An 18434-nucleotide genomic window follows, 5' to 3' on the forward strand; every position below is an offset into this window, starting at 1 on the left:
TGCAAGGTGAAAAAAGCGTTAATTACGGGTGTAACCGGTCAAGATGGCTCGTATCTGGCTGAATTCCTTTTGAGTAAAGGTTATGAAGTTCATGGGATTATTCGTAGGGCAAGCACCTTTAATACAGGGAGGATAGATCATATATATAAAGATGCTCATAATCCTAAAGTAAAAATGTTTCTTTATTATGGAGACCTGTCAAATGGAGAGCAAATTTCAAATATTATTTATAATATAGAACCTGACGAAGTATATCATCTGGCAGCTCAAAGCCACGTCCGTGTTAGTTTCGATTTGGCGGAATATACTGGAGATGTAACTGCGTTGGGCACAACGAGAATCCTGGAAGCAATAAGAAGAAGTAAAAAAAACATTAAATTTTATCAAGCTTCTAGTAGTGAAATGTTTGGGGCAGCTAAATCACCACAAAGTGAAACAACTCCATTTAAACCTCAAAGTCCTTATGCCTGCGCAAAACTTTACGCATATTGGACAGCGAAAAATTATTGTGATGGATATAATGTTTTTGCTTCTAATGGGATCTTATTTAATCATGAATCTCCTCGTCGGGGTGAAACCTTTGTTACCCGCAAGATATCAAGAGCCGTTGCGGCAATTCTAGCAAAGAAGCAGGACTATCTATATTTGGGAAATCTTGATGCCAAACGGGATTGGGGATATGCTCCTGAATATGTGGAAGCAATGTATAATATACTTCAGCTTGAAAACCCGGACGATTTTGTTATAGGGTGTGGGGAAGCTCATTCAGTGAAAGAATTTGTGCAAGAAGCATTTTCCTATGTTGGTTTAGATTGGGAAAAATATGTAAGAATTGATTCAAGGTATTTTCGTCCAACAGAAGTTATAGAGCTTATTGCTGACGCAAGTAAAGCTAAGGAAAAGATAAAGTGGAATCCTAAAATTACATTTAAAGATTTGGTCAAAATAATGCTTGATTCAGATATGCGGAGAAAGAGACTTAGGCCAATTGGAGAAGGAGAGCAAATATTAAAAGTTAAATTACCTGATAGGTGGTGGAAGGCAGATTAAAATGAATTTTTGGATAAATAAAAAAGTTTTGGTAACAGGTGGTTCTGGTTTTCTTGGTGGTTACGTTGTAGATAAATTGATAGAAAGAGGCGTAAATCGGGAAAATATAGAGATTCCGAAAATGAAAGATTGTGATTTAAGAGAAAAAGAAAATTGTGCAAAGGTTGTAATAGGGAAAGACATTGTAATACATTTAGCTGCTGTTGTTGGAGGAATTGGGGCTAATAGTAAAAATCCGGCAAAATTCTTTTATGATAACGCGATTATGGGTATTCAATTAATTCATGAAAGCTGGAGAGCTGGTGTCAAAAAATTTGTTGCGCTTGGAACAATATGTTCTTATCCTAAATACACCCCCGTGCCGTTTAGAGAAGAGAATTTATGGGATGGTTATCCTGAAGAAACCAATGCCCCTTATGGATTGGCAAAGAAAATACAATTAGTACAAACGCAAGCTTATTGTCGGCAATATGGTTTCAACGCAATCTATTTATTGCCGGTTAATTTGTATGGTCCTAGGGACAATTTTAGTCCTGAAATATCTCATGTAATTCCCGCCTTAATAAAAAAGTGTTTTGATGCGATTAGACAGGAGAAGAAAGAAATAATTGTTTGGGGAACAGGAAAGGCGAGCAGAGAGTTTTTATATGTTGAAGACTGCGCAGAAGCAATTCTTATGGCAGCTGAAAAATATAACAAGCCCGATCCCGTTAATATTGGCGCAGGTTTTGAGATTTCGATCAAAGAACTAGTCAATTTAATTGCAGAGCTTACTGGGTTTAGAGGCAAGATTATATGGGATGTTAAAAAGCCTGATGGACAACCAAGAAGAATGCTTGACACTTCGAGTGCTTTTCGTGAGTTTGGATTTAAATCTAATACAAATTTAAGAGAAGGTTTAAAAAAAACAATAGATTGGTATTTTTCTAATCGAAATAATTAGAAGATAAAACATGAAAAATGAAATAAAAAAATATCTTATAGAAATACCGTTTTTTTATTTTATCAGGAGAAGTTGTGAAATAATCTCTCTTGTTGGATGGGTATTGAAAGGCAAGCCTATTCCACCTCCACATTTAGTAAAACAAAGAACACTTAGAAAATATGCGAATAAATTTACGGTAGATACATTAGTTGAGACTGGCACATATCTGGGCGATATGATATTTGCTATGAGACGCTTATTTAAAACTATTTATTCTATAGAAATGGATGAGCATTTATACAAAAAGGCAAAGAGCAGATTTTTGAAATACTCAAACATTTCTATTTTTCATGGTGATACTTCTGATATTCTTCCCCAAATACTAAAAACATTGTATAAGCCGATATTATTTTGGCTTGATGCTCATTATTCTGGGGGAATTACAACAAAAGGTTCTTTGGAATATCCTATAATAAAAGAGCTGCAATATATTTTCGGTCATTCAATACGGAATCATGTGATATTGATAGATGATGCTCGAATGTTTGATGGGTGTGATGGACGACCCCAAATTAAACACATTATGGAACTTGCTTACAAAAATTATCCAAATTGTATTTTTGAAGTTGAAAACGATATTATCAGTATTTGCCCCAAATAAGGCACTTAAATGAATGATATTGAAAGAACATTTGCTGTACTTGTTGTGTCTTGTGATAAGTATGCTGATTTATGGAAACCCTTTTTTCAGTTATTCTGGCAATTCTGGCCCGATTGCCCTACCAATGTTTATCTGCTTACTAATGAGATTTGTACAAGCTTCCCTCGAGTTAAAAATTTGCTGATTGGGAAAGATATATCCTGGTCAGATAATCTGCGCAAAGCCATACTTGAATTAGATGAAAAATATATATTTTTGTTTATAGATGATCTTTTTTTATATGATTTTGTCAATGCAAGTAAGGTATTGGAAATTTTCAAGTGGATTTTAAAATCGAATCCCAATTATATAAGAATGAATCCCACACAAAAGCCCGATAGCCCTTATAATGAATTAGTAGGCAGTGTTTCTAAAGGTACAATTTATAGGACCTCTACAGTTTTGTCTGTTTGGAAGAAAAACGTTTTATTGGATTTGTTGAAACAAGGTGAGAGCGCATGGGATTTCGAAGTTTATGGGTCTGTCAGATCTGATGTATATGAGGGGTTTTACTCTACATGGAGTCATTATTTCCCTGTTATCAATTGTGTGGTTAAGGCTAAATGGCAGAGATCTGCAATTAGGAAATTTAAAAGATTAGGAATTAACATTGATTTAACCAAAAGAGAAAAAATGAATTGCCCCGAAACAATATTGTCTTACTTTAAATATTTACGATCAGGTTTATTGAATATGTTTCCTGCCAGATATAGAAGAAGAATAAAAGACATCGTATTAAATGGAAAGTATGACTATAAAATAAAGTGAATAATATCAAGCTCACATTAAAAGGGAAAAAATGCAAATAGCTTTTTTGATTCTTCTTGCTTTAATTATTTTTATTTACTTTGGGTATCCTGTTGTTTTAAGTGTTTTAGTTTTTTTGAAAAAGGAGATAATAAAAACAGGAAATATTAGCCCTTCTGTAACTCTTATAATACCAGCTTATAATGAACAGGCGGTAATACGTCAGAAGATTGAAAATAGTTTTTTTCTTGAATATCCAAAAGAAAAACTTGAAATCATTCTAGCGTTAGATGGATGTACTGATAAAAGCAAGGATATTGCTTTAAACTATATAAATAAAGGGTTGAAGATTATCGAACGGGAAGAGAGAGGAGGTAAAATAGCAGCTTTAAACAAGGCTGTTTCGCAATCAAAGAATGAAATATTGATTTTTAGCGATGCCAATTCTATATATGAAGAGAATGCGATCATAAATTTAGTAAGAAATTTTGCAGATAAAAAAGTAGGATGTGTGTGCGGTGAACTTAAATATACACTTAAAGATCTTACTTCTGTTGAGGCGGGAGAAAATTTATATTGGAAATATGAAAAGTTTTTAAAAGAAAAAGAGAGTAAACTTGGTTCGCTGCTGGTTACCAACGGCTCAATCTATGCGATAAAGAGAGAGCTTTATTCGCAGATTGATGAAGATTTAGCCGATGATTTTGTTAATCCTATGAGGGTGTATAAACAGGGATTCAAAGTAGTTTACGAGCCGGATGCAATTGCTTATGAAAAGGTAAGTTCCAGATTTAAAGACCAGTTTGATCAAAAAGTGCGTATTATTTCACAGGGATGGAAGGCAACTTTTAGATTGTGGGACATTATTTTGTCATCGGGCCCCTTGCGTATATTTGAGTTTTTATTCCATAAATTTCTACGGTGGATAATTCCTTTTTTCCTTATAGCTATGTTTATATCTAACTTATTTCTTGCTAACATTAAGTTTTATCAGATATTGCTACTTTCCCAGGTGATATTTTATGTATTTGCCTTTATTGGCTATTTCTCTCAAAAATGGGGAAGTAGGATAAAACTATTCTATATCCCATTTTACTTCTGCATGGTTAATGCAACAGCTCTGTTGGCGTTATTCAGATATTTAAAGGGAGGGGAAACAAAAGTCTGGGAAAAAGCCCAAACATCAAGGAGTTAAAATTGCTTAGCGAGTTACCTATATTTGTATACGTATTTCTGTCCTCAATTTTGGTCTCATTATTGCTGTGTCCATTAGTGATAAAGTTTGCAGTGAAATATCATTTATTTGATAAGCCCGGACACAGAAAGGTGCACCAGAAAAATATGCCCACAATGGGCGGCATAGCCATGGTGTTTGGTTTTTTTGCCGCCTTGGCGGTCTGTGAGGTATATTTTCCAAACGCCATCGAAAATTTCTATAGTAAGTTTTGGGGAATGATAATCGCGTCTTTTGTGTTGGTTGCCCTTGGCATTATCGACGACTTTAAAGGATTAAAGGCAAAGTTTAAAATTTATGTCCAGATACTTGTTGCGATAATACTTATCATTTCGGGTTTCTGCATAGAGGAAATAACAAATCCGTTCGGAGATAAAATATCCCTTGGTATTTTCGGTTACATTATTACTGTTTTATGGATAGTGGGAATGATTAATGCCATAAATTTTCTTGACGGTTTGGACGGCCTGGCGTGCGGTGTCAGCGGAATTATAGCTTTTTTTCTTTTTTTGTCTTCTTTAAAACAGGGGAATATAACAGCTGCAGTGATATCCCTTGCGCTTTGCGGCGCTTGTATCGGTTTTTTGCCGTTTAATTTTAACCCGGCGAAAATATTTATGGGCAATACGGGTAGTATGTTTCTAGGCCTTATCCTTGCGGTAATTGCTATTGCCGGATACAGCAAAACCCAAACCCTGATAACGCTTATAATTCCCGTGATAGCGCTGGGGCTTCCTATTATAGATACAGGTCTTGCTATACTCAGGAGAATAGCCCGTGGCAGGCATATTTTTCACGCCGATAAAGAACATATCCATCACCATATGCTTACCGAAAGGAAATCACAGAGAAAAGTCGTCTTATCCATGTATTTCCTGTCATGCTGTTTCGGGATGATTTCCCTCAGCTTTACCGGCTTTAAAGGGATATTTGCCGTTATTGCCTTGATACTTGTTGTTGCTGTTACTGTTGACTGGATAAGAAAATCAGGATTCCTGAATTTTAGATAATTTGTAAAAGTGTAAAATCCGAAAAACGAATAGTGAGGTAAAAAGAAAAAAAATAAAGGAAAGTTGTAACCACAGATAACACAAATTGACACAGATGGCGAGAAGGAAAAAGTATACTTGAAAACAAAGTCTAAGAAGTCTTTTCCTTGCCTACCTCAAGCAAGCGAGTTATCTATTTTCTAAAATTGATTATATTATGGTATTATATAAAGCTATAAAAGTATGAGATTATTGATTTGCTTAATAACTTAGTAATCTTGCCCGCCTATGGCGGGTTAATAACTAACCCCCAGGGGAGATAAATTATGTCAATTAAAGAAGCTTTTAATATCTCAAAATCTGTTTGGTCTATGTCCGTAAAAATGGCCCGTAAATACCCGGTAATATTACTGCCTTTCTTTATCACGGCGATTTGTAATGCGTTGGCCCTTGCGGTGTTATACTATTTTCCCAGGAAACCGTGGTCATTGTTTTTCGCTTCGCCCATAAGAAATTTTAAGGGTGAGAAGTTCCTTCATTATCCTTCGAATTTTCTTGTCCTGCCCGAACTTTTTTATTATTTCCAGATTCTTATTATGGCTACGGTAGGCATAATTATGTTCGGAATGGCTGTCAATCTTATTTACCAGGCGAATTCCGGTAATGTTCTGCCGAGGCCTGCCGGAAGTTTCAATAAATCCGTCAGGCGTTACCTGACGCTTATAGGCATATGGGCTACGCTTTTTGTGTTGAGTTTTATAATCTTGAAGGTTCCCGCTATTATGCTTGTTAAGTTCCTTGGAGCCAAACCGATAACATTGATATTGCTCAGGATATTCTTTTATTCCGGATTTATTTTGGTAATAATAATTGAAGCCCTGCTTGTTTATGCTTATCCTGCGGCAATAATAGATAAAAAGAAATATTTTGCGTCTCTGAAAAACAGTTTTGGTTTATCTAAACGGGTTTTTATCGCGTCGCTTATTTTAGTCGCGGCGCCGCGCTTACTGGAGGTAGGCTATATTCTTGCAAGGGGTTATATGATTCCTTTTTTTGTTAAACATGTTCCTGAGTTAAGTGTAGGGGTAATAGCATTTGGGATTGTTTTGGTGATGTTTACCGATTTTTTTGTAATATGCGCTATCACGAATCTTTATATACTTGCAAAAGAAACAAATGGAGAATAATACAGATAAATTCTAAATTCTAAGCACGAAATACTAAACAAACTAAAATGATTAAAACTCAAAATTCAAAACAATATGACTTGGAAGAAAGAACATTGGAATTTGCAAGAGAAGTTAGAAATTTTGTTAGGGAATTGCCGCAGACTTTAGCTAATATGGAAGATGGAAAGCAGTTGATAAGATCTTCAGGTTCTGTAGGGGCAAACTACATTGAATCTAATGAATCTTTAAGTAAAAAAGATTTTGCAATGAGAATAAAAATATCCCGTAAAGAAGCAAAGGAAAGTTGTTATTGGTTAAAGCTTATTAGAGCTAATACTGACAATTTAGAAAAGGAGAGAAAAAGATTAGTTCAGGAAGCACTGGAACTTACCAAAATATTTGGTTCAATAGTAGAGAAAACAAAATAATGTTTAGGATATTTGAGTTTAGAATTTATTTAGAATTTTGATATTAGGATTTTGAATTTATAATAGGATGGGGGTTTATGAAAACAGATAATAAGAAAAGGTATTACGGGAAAATATTATACGGGTTGTTTATAGTGTCCGTGTTGTTTGTGATTGGCTGCGGCGGCGGAGATTACGAGGCGGAAAAACTTTATTGGAAAGCCAATAAAATGTATGTCCAGCTGCTTAAAGACCCGCAAAACACAAAGCCGCAGGACTATGAAAATATTATAGTCGCTTATCAGAAAATTGTTTTTAAATTTCCCCGCTGGGCCTTTGCGCCGAGAGCGCAGTTGACGATAGGGCAGCTTTACGCTATGCAGAATGATTCCGTGAAGGCAAAGACGGAATACGAAAAAGTTTTGAAACATTTCCCCAATGACCAGAATTCGTGCGCCGGCGCGTTATTCGCTATCGGAAAAATATATGAGTTTGATAACAAGTGGGATAAGGCCCTTGAAAATTACAACAAAATAGTTTCCGATTATCCCAATACGTATGCGGCATTCCAGGTTCCTCTTTATATAGCGCAGTATTATAAAACCAAGGGATTGGAACAGAAAGCTCAAAATGCTTATAAAGATGCCATAAGCCGTTATTCAAAGATAATAGAAGAACATCCCAACACTTTTGCGGCTCTTACGGCGCAGAATTTCACAGTTGCCGCCCTGATTGAACAGCAGAAATGGAATGAGGTTCTCGAAAATCTGAGAAAGCTTGCCTCTTCATATCCCGGCACTCCTGTTGCCGCCGAGTCATTGAACACAATGGCCGGCATTTATGTTAATCAGTTGAATGAACCTGAAAAAGGCGCTGAAATCCTGAAAGAACTGCTTGAAAAATTTCCTCAGATAGGAGCCAGGGAATTAATAGAAGAAAAAATTACAACTCTTACATCGGGTAAGAATTGAGGGTGTTTTAGTGAAAAAATTTCCAATATTTTTATGTGTAATAGGTCTTTTATTTTGTATAATTTATTGGCCCACATTTGTCTGGATGAAAGCAAGGTTTGTTGCTACAGGCACGTATTATTCTCACGGATTCCTTGTTCCATTTGTTGTAATTTTTCTCGTGTGGAGGAAAAAAAATATATTCAAGGAATCATATGAGTCTAATAAAGTGGGAATTGTAATAATTTTGGGAAGCCTTCTTATTCATCTTCTTTCATATACATGGAAGATTTTTTTTATATCAGGATTTTCAATGATTTTTACTTTGATAGGTCTCATACTTTACGTATTTGGAAATAGAATTTTAAAAGAACTTTGGTTTCCCTTATGTTTTTTGGTTTTTATGATACCTTTACCTATATTGGTTATTGATAACATAAGTTTTAAGTTAAAGATATTCGTTGCGCAGATAGCTACTTGTATAATAAATATATTAGGAATTCATGCGGAAAGAGAAGGCAGTGAGGTAATACTACAGAATACATCGCTTATGATAGGAAGTCCGTGCAGCGGCTTAAGAAGCCTGATTTCTCTCACAGCGCTTGGTTCTTTGTATGCTTATATTGTTGACCTGTCTAATACGAGAAAAATAATCTTATTTGTTTCTTCTATTCCTCTTGCACTTTTATCGAATATAATACGTGTGGTTTTATTGCTTTGGGTTGCCAGGGGATGGGGTTCCGAAACGGCGACCGGCTGGTTTCATGATTTTTCCGGGTTTCTTGTTTTTATTTTTGCGTTTTTAGGATTAAAGATTGTGGAAAATATGCTTTCATGGAAAAGTTAGGAAAGAAACAAATAATTCTTATAGTAATTTTATCGTTGTTTGCAGTCGCGATAATGATTCTTTATTTACGAAAAACTCTGCCTCCTACAGAGGGAAAAATAATGGATTTTCCTCTGAAAGTCAAGGACTGGCAAGGCGCTAAAGAAGATGTCGATCAAATGGTTGTAGATATACTTGAAACCGATAAAGTGCTTTTGACCGTTTTTACAAGCCAACAAAATAAAAAAGTTTGGTTTTCGATTGTATATGGAGAGGACAACAGGTTAAGCTTTCATCCCCCCGAAAATTGTTATCTTGGCAGTGGACAAACGGAATTGTTATCAAAAGATGAAATTACTTTGGATTTAAACGGAAGAAAACTCGAGGTTAATAAGAGGATTTTTAACACTAAAAACACTAAACAATTAGTTTTATATTGGTATATGGCAGGGGATAGGGAAATGGCGAGTTACTACAAACAACAATTCTATCTTGTATTAGATCAGATAAAGTATAGAAAAAGCAAAGGAGCTCTTATAAGGGTTTCTTCGGTCATTGTAAATGATAATGAAGAGGAAACGTATAAAATCCTCTACGATTTTCTTATAGATATCTTACCGGTTTTAAGAGATTACTATTAAGCTACTTGACAAATCACAAAAAATAAGGTAAGTATTGACAAATCTTTTTTTTATTCAATAAGTTGATAGTCAACCATACAAGTATAGAAAAGGAGGAATTCATGTTAAAGAAGCTCTTGTTAGTAGTAACAAGCTTGTTGATTGCCACAAGCGTCAGCGCTTTCAGCTTTGATTCCGGAACAGAAGGTTGGACGCATGACAGCGGATGGGGAACAGGTATTACGGCTGATCCCGCCTGGTCCGGCTCTATGGATCACACAGGTAATGGCGGTGGAGTTATTACAAGCGCGGTAGCATTGCAGGCAGATGGCAGCGGCGGCGCGTTGAATTTAATGTATGCAACGCCTCAGGATTTAAGCTCTTATTCATTAATTAAGGGTTATGTCCAGGTTGATACAAACCCTATTCATAATGTGGGCGGTCCGGGTTATGGTATCGGCGCCAGATTGCATATCAAGACAGGTGCCGGGTGGACAACCTCTATGGGTGACTGGATTAATCTTGAAACAGCGAATACATGGCATGAACTAACGTTGAATTTAGCCGGTATTCCCAACCTAAGTGATGTCAGGGCAATCGGAGTTCATATCGGTGATGGCGGAGCATCAACATGGTCGGGCAATTTATTTGTTGATGATATAAATGTTGTTCCTGAACCCGGCAGTTTGATTATGCTTGGGGCAGGGCTTCTCGGTTTAATCGGTTTTGCGGCAAGAAAAAGAAAATAATGTAATATAGTTCACCTCCTATGAAATTGGGCTGAAGCGCATAACGTGCTTTGGCCCAATTTGTTATGAGATAAAAATCATTCCGGTGTCGCAAATTCATACATCAAAGCATACCAGATACATACGAGATACAACGACACGTGACGATATATACAATATATTATTTCAAAATAATTTGTCGTCTACAAAACAACAATTACACTTGACATAATAGTTATAATATGGTAAAAAGATACTTAAATAAATCGAAACGTTTCGATTTAGTAGAATAAAGGGGGTGAACGGATGAAACAAATAGCAATTATAATTGCTGTGCTTGCTTTTTCATTGAGTTCTTATGCAAGCGCGAACCTGCTTGTTAACGGTGATTTTGAGCTTACCGGTGAAGATGGTCATCTGACGGGCTGGACAATTGACTACAATCAGAATATCGCAGAAGCTCAGGATAATCCTGAATCAGGCGCCTGGCACGCAAGAAACTATAACGATGGGGGTATGTATCAGGATGTTTCAATTACCGGTGGAATGACTTATGATATTACTGGATATGCTTATATTCCTTCCGGGACAGGCGGCAGCCCTTGGGGAACATATATAGGGGTCAAGTTTTTGAGAGCTAATGGAACCACAGCAACGGGTGGTAGTTTTCAAGTTGATATGCAGGGTTTACCAAGGGATGTATACAATTTAGCTGATACTGGTTGGGTTGTAGCTCCTTCTGATGCAGTAACCGCGAGAGTAAGGTTTGGAACATGGTCGAATGCTCCGTATGAACCTGTTGCTCCGACAGATTTTGATAATTTCTCTTTAGTGGCGGTTCCTGAACCGACTAGTTTAATGTTGTTAGGATTAGGCTTATTCGGAATCATAGGTTTCGCGGCAAAGAAGAAGAAATAAGGTTGTTTTAACATAAGAAGGGCTGACTGGTATCAGGCAGCCCTTCTTTTTTCTAAAGTATATAAACACTTTTCTCTGCTTCCCACTCTTAAAAAATAATTTTTCCTGTTAAATTACCTGTTGGATTGATATGGTTTATTCCCGTTTATTTTTATTTAACATATTCGTGAATAGTGATATATTATTGCAAAACATTTTTAGCAGGGCTCTGTTATGGATATAAAAAAGAAAAACATTACGATAAAAGATATAGCCGCAGAAGCTGGAGTCGCTCATTCTACGGTATCCCTGGTAATGAATAATAAGGGGTATGTGAGCGAGGAGCTTCGGACGCGCATCCTTAAATCCGCAAAGAAACTGGGCTATGAGCCCAATCTTATCGCCCGCGGTCTGATAAGCAGGAAATTTCCTGTTCTTGCCGCTGTTTTCCCTGAAGATCCGCATTTTTTCGCGGTAGCGTACTTTCTTGGTATTTTGGCCGGTATCCAGGATATATGCCGTAAGAATGAAAAAGCCCTGATGTTGTTCAATACTGATCAGGCGCAGAAGGATTCTTACTATCAGATTACCCGCAAATGGCTTAGCAGCCTTATGATTATTGTTAATATCGATTACACGAAGAATATTGAGAATAATCTCCGCACACTGGCAAAAAACGACATTCCGTTTGTTCTTATAAATAAGTATCTGGGGGAAGAAGATGTGAATTATGTCTGCGTGGACAATTATGACGGAGTCTACCAGGCCATCGAACATCTTGTGGATCTGGGGCATAAGGAAATCGGCATGATAAAGGGGAATATGAATACCCCGGACGGCCTTGAGAGGTTTGAAGTTTTTAAGGAAGTTTTGGAAAGGTTTCATTTGAAATATAACCCCGAATGGGTTTTTGACGGGGATTTTACCGTAGAAAGCGGTGAAAAAGCGGGAGATGAGTTTTTAAAGCTTAAGCAGCGCCCTTCAGCGGTTTTTGCGTCCAACGATGATATGGCAATCGGCATAATGAAAAAATTGCAGTCCCGGGGCTTATCTGTTCCCAGAGATGTTTCGCTTATTGGGTTTGATGACAATTTGCAGGCCGGTTTTCTGATTCCGGGATTGACTACGATTAAGCAACCGTTATTTGAAATGGGGCAGGAAGCGGCAAAATTAGTAGTGAACTATAATGAAGAAGAAAATCACAAGACTCATCATATTATCTTGAAGCCTAAACTGGTTATACGCGAATCCACAGCTTCTTATTCTAAGTAGGTCTTTTTCCCATCTCTCATTTAAAATTGTCTACATCGGTATGCCTTTTTAATATTATTATGTACCTATACATCGTAACGTATATATATCAACACGTATTGATTAATTATTAAAAACGTTATACTAAATCTTACCGTCGGTAATAAAAAAATATTCTTGACAACATAAACCCTATATGCTAATAATTTGAATTAATAACTCGAAACGTGACGAGCAAACAATAACCAAACAAGGGGGTGAATGGATGAAGAAGTTAGTAGGATTAGTGGTGCTGGCCCTGTTTTTACCTACGTTTGCGAGCGCGAATCTGCTTAGCAATGGAGGGTTTGAAACCGGTGATTTAAGCGGTTGGGACACATGGAACGAGGGAAATACACAGAGTTATGACTGGGGACATAACGGCAGCAGCCACGCTGTAGGCGGCTGGTGGGCATTTTCCGGGTGGCAGCATATTGACGGTATTAATCCGGATGCTACATATACAGTCGGAGGTTATCTCTATGATGATGTAGCGGGCGGGGAAAGTATGCGCAATGGGGTTTATGCGAATCTGGAAGCCCAGTTTAAGAAGGCTGATGATTCGATAGTGGGAACATGGTCATCGGGAAATATCACGGGCGCCGATATGGTGGATGACGCGTGGAATGAATTTATTGCGCAGATTAAACCTTCCGATTACGGAACCGGTATTACAAGGGTTACATTTAAATGGGAAATGAATAACAACGGTTCGGGAGACGGAAGAGGCGTATTTGATGACCTTACGGTTGAAGCTGTTCCTGAACCCGGCAGTATTGTCCTTTTAGGTATTGGGCTTGCTGGAATAATCAGTTTTTACGCTGGGAAAAGGGAAAAATAGGTTTAGTAACAGAAAAAAGCCGCTGAAAACCAGCGGCTTTTTTCATTTTTAGGGGGAAGGTAAATACTACCTTCTTCTTTTGGAAATCAGTAAAAGTCCGGCAATACCCGCTCCGAAAAGAGCTATTGTGCCTGGTTCGGGAACGACACTTGTGGCGCCTATATTGTCTAATCCCCAGCTCACGCTTCCGCCTGCGGGAGCGGAAATAATAAAGTTAGCTGACGCGAAATCGCCTGTCCAGATATTATTTCCGATGCCGGAATTGTCATCCACGAAGGCTGAAAATGGGATTATGACTTCCTGCCATCCTGTCCAGTTTATCGGCAGCCAAATACTTTCATCTTCAGTCCATTCCCCGTATTTGAACATATCTCCATCTTTTTCCTTTAACTCTATCTTCAGGCTTCCCCAGGATGAATCACCTTTCACCAGCAGTCGCAGGGAATCATAAGCGCCGAGATCCATCTCTTTGTAATGTCCGGCTCCGCCGGTATAGTAGTTATAGTTATTGTCAGCGGCTTGAATATCAAGATAGTTGCTGCCCTGAGGGGCTCCGCTTGAAGATAGGGTTGGTGTAAATATGTCTCCGGTATCCGAATATTTCCACCAGTAGTTGGGAGCGCTGCTATTTACCCAGTCGATTCCGCTTTCAAAGTCATCAAAGATGACATCGGCAGTTGCCGCTTGTGCTGCAACAGCGAATATCACAGCAAAGCATGTGAAAAACAGTTTCTGCATAAAACACCTCCTTTATATATAACAGGTTTACAACCGGTATACTATACTAACACCGCATATTGATTTTGTCAATAGGGTAATGTAAAATTTTTTGTCGTCGATAAAGATAAATTCATCTTGACAGATGGTAAAATTTCATTAGAATTTAAGTATGAATGTAACCGATTACATTAAGTGTTTTGCCAGCTTTGTTTTTTATGTCTTAAATATGTAACCGTTTACATTTTTAAATGTGGGGAAAGGGGGAAACATGAGGAAAGTTTTATTTTCGGTTCTCGTAGGTGTTCTGTTTGTCCTTCCTGCATCAGCCCAGGCTAATATGCTTGATAACCCCGGGTTTGAATCGTGGGTCGATTATCAGGGAACAAATGTACCTGATAATTGGTGGCATATGTTTGGGGATGCTGATGTGGCAGGAACACAGAGCAGCAATGCAAAGTCGGGTTCTTCATCCGGGCAAATAACTATTACAGGTTCAGGATGGGGAGGCTGGGGCCAGTGGGTAAGCGAGACTGTGACAGCTGGACAAACTTTTTATGCTTACCAGCCTATTAATATTCCCACGGCGCTGGTAAATGCCGAAGCTGTTCTGGAGTTAAAATTCCAGGATAACGGCGGCGGAACAGTGGGAAGCGCGCTTCTTACTAACAGAACTACGGCAACAAACGGATGGGAAGCGCTTTCTTTAAGCGGAATAGCTCCTACAGGGGCAACAAAGCTTTCTTACACGGTTTTGGTGAGGGATACTGCGTCGAGTCCGAACGGGACGGTTTATTTTGACGATGCCTATGCAGATACACAGCCAGTTCCTGAGCCGGCAAGCTTATTGCTTCTCGGGTTGGGCCTTGCGGGTATTTTGGTATTTAAGAGAAACAGGGCGTAATTCAGAGATTCTTTACATTAGTATGGGGAAGGGGAAATGCCCTTCCCCATTTTTTATGTCTTGATGCAGATATAACATCATAGTATAATATTAATTACAAATGAGATGAAACTATTTCTGAAAACGTTAGCCGTTATTTTTTTTGTATTATATGTTTCTACCTGTATGGCTGCTTTCGAATATTTATATACAAGTGATATATCAGGGAACCCAAAATCGGAATTTGGAATTGAAGAAACTCCTTATATTCATCTTAGTCTTCCCAGAGATGGTTCAGCCTTTCTTGCCTCCTGGTGGTTAAGCCCCGGTATCGTGTCACACTTTGACGGAGGAAGGGTATCCGCTCAAAGAGAATTAATAATTAGTGTCAGCGGCTGGAGTGATATAGTGGAAACAGGAAGGTGGAATATCAATGCCCTTTATTTTTTCCCGAATAACGGCGACACAGGTTCAGGTACCGTTTTTTTTGATGTAGTCCCCGAAATCAGCACAATCATTTCATTTCTTGCTTGTCTTTTTCTTCCGGTTCTTAAAAATTTTCCCCGCAGTAATATTTTGCTGTAATATTACTTGCCTGATAAAACCATTCTGGTAAAATGAGCTGGTTATGGCCTTGTCCGATGTAAATAAGATAAGGATTGAGTTCAAAGATGAAAAGAACCGGAATAATTACGCTTTTAACTGATTTCGGCAGTAAAGATTTTTATGTTGCTGCCATGAAAGGTTCGATATTAAGCATAAGCGATGAAGTGCGTATTGTGGACATCACTCACAATATGGAACCGGGGAATATAGAAGAAGGCGCGTATACCTTGTTTAATGTATATTCGGATTTTCCCGCCGGTACTATCCATGTAGCGGTAGTAGATCCATCGGTAGGCGGAAAAAGAAGACAGTTAATTATCCAAACGAACAACTATTTTTTTATCGGGCCGGATAACGGTTTATTATACCCTTCGGCCGCCAAAGACACTGTTAAAAGAGCGGTTGAAATCAGTAATACTGAATATATGCGCTTGCCTGTTTCAGATACTTTTCACGGGAGAGATATCTTTGCGCCCGCGTCTGCGTGGCTCAGCAACGGGGTTGATATATCCGAGTTCGGTCCGGAAATTATGGATATACGTATATTAGAATTCAAAAAACCGGAATACAGGGATGACAAACTGTATTTAAAGGCAGTGAATATAGATGTTTTTGGCAATATAACTACCAATCTCGGTAAAGATTTCATTATGTCTTTGAATAAAAATTTGCCCGCGAAAGTTAAAATACAATCCATGGATATTTTTTGCGGAAAAATATACTCCGATGTCAAAAAAGGGGAATTGGTTTGCTATTGGAACAGCAACGCGATGCTTGAAATAGCCGCTAATTGCGGAAACGCCGCGGAAATGTTATCTTTGAAAAAAAATGATAATATAATAATTCAATTATAGTTGATATATACGGGAGGAAGCATGGTAAAAGACATATTGTTTGATTTTAACAATTCGCTTGCGGATATTGTCGGTCGGGATGATGGATTCGGCAGAGAAGATATTGAATCAATGGATGGAAAAATATCAGGAGCGATTTCAAGGATAGAGACTATCCGGAAAGAGGGGAATCCCGGTTTTGTAAGACTTCCTTTCAGCCGCGATGTCGCTTCTGAAATAAGCGCGTTTGCCGAATCCATAAGGGATAACTATGAAAACTTTGTTGTTTTGGGTATAGGAGGGTCGGCGCTTGGAAACATAGCTTTAAACACGGCGTTAACGGATCCCTATAAACGCAAAAAAGGGTTTCCGAAACTTTTTGTGATGGATAATATTGATCCTGAGATATTCAGTTCTTTGCTTGAAGGGATCGATTTAAAGAAAACGGTATTTAATGTAATAACAAAATCCGGAGGCACATCCGAGACAATGTCCCAGTTTCTTATTGTTAAGTCGATGCTGGAAAAAATGTACGGGTCAAAATACAAAGAACACATTATAGCGACAACAGATCCTGAAAAAGGGGATTTAAAGACTATTGCAGAAGAAGAAGGATATAAAACTTTTTATATTCCGCAAAATGTCGGAGGAAGGTTTTCAGTGCTTTCTCCTGTGGGGCTTTTGTCAGCTGCGATAACCGGTATTGATATTCATGAGCTTCTTGCCGGAGCAGAGAAAATGGAAACACGCTGCGGGGAACGGGATTATTTTCTGAACCCGGCCTATATGTATGCCATACTGCACTATATTCTCGATGTTAAAAAGAATAAAAAGATTTCGGTTATGATGCCTTATTCAACAAAATTGAGAGATATTGCCGATTGGTACAGGCAGCTTTGGGCCGAGAGCCTGGGCAAAACAAGGATTGTGGAAGGGAATTCGCTTTTTGTCGGGCAAACTCCCGTCAAAGCGCTTGGGGCGACTGACCAGCATTCGCAGGTCCAACTGTATGTGGAAGGCCCTAACGATAAATATTTCGTATTTGTCGGAGTAAAAAAATTCGCCAAAGACATTAAAATCCCCGCCGGTTTTGAAAGCAAAAAAAGTATAAATTACTTATCCGGGCATACTATGGGCGAACTTTTCCATGCTGAACAGAAAGCGACAACGCTTGCTTTAACAAAAGCAAAACGCCCTAATTCGACAATATGGCTTCCTGAAATATCTGAAAATTCAATCGGGCAGTTGTTATATATGCTTGAGCTTGCCACCGCCTTTGCGGGCTATCTTCTTGAAATAGATCCTTTTAATCAGCCCGGTGTTGAGGAAGGGAAGAAATTGACATATGCGTTGATGGGGCGCCCAGGTTTTGAGGAAAAGAAAGCGGAAATAGAGAAAATAGGGAAACCGGATCCAAGGTATATTATATAAAAAGGGGGGAGTTGCTGAGTTACTAAGTATATTATTGTAGAAATCAAAACTTAATAACTTAATAACAAATAACTCAATAACTAAATAATAACCTGTTTTTCAAGTCTTGACTGTCAGAAAACAGGATTATAGTATTAGATGAAAATCATGGAGGTGAATAAGGTGACAAAAGGCCAAAAGATAGAATTTAAATGTGTCAGCAAAGATTGCGAGGGTTCAATTGCTTTTCTTGTCCCCCAGATAAAGAAAAACAGCGTCCTGAAATGTGATAAGTGCGGAAATGAATATAAATTCGACCGGGACCTTATTTCCAAACTGGAGATGTTTGACCATCTGGTTAGGGCTGTAAGCGATGCAAAATCGATTCTCGGAGATACTAATGTTGCGATAGATTTTGAAGGCCATAATCTTAAGGTTCCCTACAGGCTTCTGCTGACCAGATTAAGCACTTCTTTGAAATTGGATATTGGCGGGCAGACGGTGGATTTTTCTTTCAGGGTGGAACCGTTGAAAGATGAAGACCTGAAAAAATGGAGCAGCTGATAGAAAGTTAAACGGTTAAGATAGTTGAACAGTTCAGTAGTTAAAAGA

21 protein-coding genes are annotated in these 18434 nt (G+C 38.1%); 20 read left to right on the forward strand and 1 reads right to left on the reverse strand.

Annotation, left to right across the window (positions count from 1 at the left end):
- Positions 1–6: 6 nt before the first annotated feature.
- The 15 genes from gmd to M0R36_07795 all read left to right on the forward strand — a co-directional run bounded on the left by gmd (position 7) and on the right by M0R36_07795 (position 13373).
- Positions 7–1050 (forward strand): GDP-mannose 4,6-dehydratase, encoded by a 1044-nt coding sequence (gene gmd, locus M0R36_07725; GenBank protein MCK9555688.1) that lies wholly within the window; start codon positions 7–9, stop codon positions 1048–1050.
- A gap of 1 nt (position 1051) precedes the next feature.
- Positions 1052–1993, forward strand: coding sequence for a GDP-L-fucose synthase (locus tag M0R36_07730; GenBank protein ID MCK9555689.1), 942 nt, complete (start codon positions 1052–1054; stop codon positions 1991–1993).
- A 10-nt stretch (positions 1994–2003) separates the two neighbouring features.
- The gene (locus tag M0R36_07735) at positions 2004–2636 is read left to right on the forward strand and encodes a hypothetical protein (protein ID MCK9555690.1); all 633 of its coding nucleotides are present in this window, start codon (positions 2004–2006) and stop codon (positions 2634–2636) included.
- Between the two features lie 9 nt (positions 2637–2645).
- A complete protein-coding gene (locus M0R36_07740) occupies positions 2646–3443 on the forward strand; it encodes a hypothetical protein (GenBank protein ID MCK9555691.1) in 798 nt (265 codons plus the stop codon).
- A 31-nt stretch (positions 3444–3474) separates the two neighbouring features.
- Positions 3475–4617 (forward strand): glycosyltransferase family 2 protein, encoded by a 1143-nt coding sequence (locus tag M0R36_07745; protein ID MCK9555692.1) that lies wholly within the window; start codon positions 3475–3477, stop codon positions 4615–4617.
- Positions 4618–4709: 92 nt separating this feature from the next.
- Entirely contained in the window at positions 4710–5666 is a 957-nt protein-coding gene (locus tag M0R36_07750) for an undecaprenyl/decaprenyl-phosphate alpha-N-acetylglucosaminyl 1-phosphate transferase (protein MCK9555693.1), read from the forward strand.
- Positions 5667–5971: 305 nt separating this feature from the next.
- The gene (locus tag M0R36_07755; GenBank protein MCK9555694.1) at positions 5972–6832 is read left to right on the forward strand and encodes a hypothetical protein; all 861 of its coding nucleotides are present in this window, start codon (positions 5972–5974) and stop codon (positions 6830–6832) included.
- Between the two features lie 47 nt (positions 6833–6879).
- The gene (locus M0R36_07760; protein MCK9555695.1) at positions 6880–7242 is read left to right on the forward strand and encodes a four helix bundle protein; all 363 of its coding nucleotides are present in this window, start codon (positions 6880–6882) and stop codon (positions 7240–7242) included.
- A gap of 77 nt (positions 7243–7319) precedes the next feature.
- Positions 7320–8192, forward strand: coding sequence for a tetratricopeptide repeat protein (locus M0R36_07765; GenBank protein ID MCK9555696.1), 873 nt, complete (start codon positions 7320–7322; stop codon positions 8190–8192).
- An 85-nt stretch (positions 8193–8277) separates the two neighbouring features.
- Positions 8278–9018, forward strand: coding sequence for an exosortase/archaeosortase family protein (locus M0R36_07770; GenBank protein MCK9555697.1), 741 nt, complete (start codon positions 8278–8280; stop codon positions 9016–9018).
- Positions 9006–9638 carry an EpsI family protein gene (locus tag M0R36_07775; protein ID MCK9555698.1) on the forward strand — a complete coding sequence of 211 codons (633 nt, stop codon included), beginning with the start codon at positions 9006–9008 and terminating at the stop codon, positions 9636–9638. The genes M0R36_07770 and M0R36_07775 overlap by 13 nt, the downstream gene beginning before the upstream one ends.
- A gap of 101 nt (positions 9639–9739) precedes the next feature.
- Positions 9740–10366: a PEP-CTERM sorting domain-containing protein gene (locus tag M0R36_07780; GenBank protein ID MCK9555699.1), complete on the forward strand. Its 627-nt coding sequence runs from the start codon at positions 9740–9742 to the stop codon at positions 10364–10366.
- A 285-nt stretch (positions 10367–10651) separates the two neighbouring features.
- Complete coding sequence (locus M0R36_07785; protein ID MCK9555700.1) at positions 10652–11263, forward strand: PEP-CTERM sorting domain-containing protein; 612 nt, start codon at positions 10652–10654, stop codon at positions 11261–11263.
- A gap of 213 nt (positions 11264–11476) precedes the next feature.
- A complete protein-coding gene (locus M0R36_07790; protein MCK9555701.1) occupies positions 11477–12514 on the forward strand; it encodes a LacI family transcriptional regulator in 1038 nt (345 codons plus the stop codon).
- Positions 12515–12758: 244 nt separating this feature from the next.
- On the forward strand, positions 12759–13373 hold the full coding sequence (locus tag M0R36_07795; GenBank protein MCK9555702.1) for a PEP-CTERM sorting domain-containing protein: 615 nt from the start codon (positions 12759–12761) through the stop codon (positions 13371–13373).
- A gap of 66 nt (positions 13374–13439) precedes the next feature.
- On the opposite strand, the gene M0R36_07800 is transcribed toward M0R36_07795, so the two are convergent.
- A complete protein-coding gene (locus M0R36_07800) occupies positions 13440–14111 on the reverse strand; it encodes a PEP-CTERM sorting domain-containing protein (protein ID MCK9555703.1) in 672 nt (223 codons plus the stop codon).
- Positions 14112–14361: 250 nt separating this feature from the next.
- Between M0R36_07800 and M0R36_07805 the strand changes: the two genes are divergently transcribed.
- From M0R36_07805 to M0R36_07825, 5 genes are all read left to right on the forward strand, one after another.
- The gene (locus tag M0R36_07805; GenBank protein MCK9555704.1) at positions 14362–14994 is read left to right on the forward strand and encodes a PEP-CTERM sorting domain-containing protein; all 633 of its coding nucleotides are present in this window, start codon (positions 14362–14364) and stop codon (positions 14992–14994) included.
- A gap of 165 nt (positions 14995–15159) precedes the next feature.
- Positions 15160–15558 carry a hypothetical protein gene (locus M0R36_07810; protein MCK9555705.1) on the forward strand — a complete coding sequence of 133 codons (399 nt, stop codon included), beginning with the start codon at positions 15160–15162 and terminating at the stop codon, positions 15556–15558.
- An 86-nt stretch (positions 15559–15644) separates the two neighbouring features.
- Positions 15645–16433 (forward strand): SAM-dependent chlorinase/fluorinase, encoded by a 789-nt coding sequence (locus tag M0R36_07815; protein MCK9555706.1) that lies wholly within the window; start codon positions 15645–15647, stop codon positions 16431–16433.
- A 21-nt stretch (positions 16434–16454) separates the two neighbouring features.
- The gene (locus tag M0R36_07820; GenBank protein MCK9555707.1) at positions 16455–17843 is read left to right on the forward strand and encodes a glucose-6-phosphate isomerase; all 1389 of its coding nucleotides are present in this window, start codon (positions 16455–16457) and stop codon (positions 17841–17843) included.
- A 138-nt stretch (positions 17844–17981) separates the two neighbouring features.
- Positions 17982–18386 carry a hypothetical protein gene (locus tag M0R36_07825; GenBank protein MCK9555708.1) on the forward strand — a complete coding sequence of 135 codons (405 nt, stop codon included), beginning with the start codon at positions 17982–17984 and terminating at the stop codon, positions 18384–18386.
- Positions 18387–18434: the final 48 nt, after the last annotated feature.

It is taken from the genome of bacterium, assembly GCA_023228325.1.
Lineage (GTDB): Bacteria > Auribacterota > UBA6266 > UBA6266 > UBA6266 > UBA6266.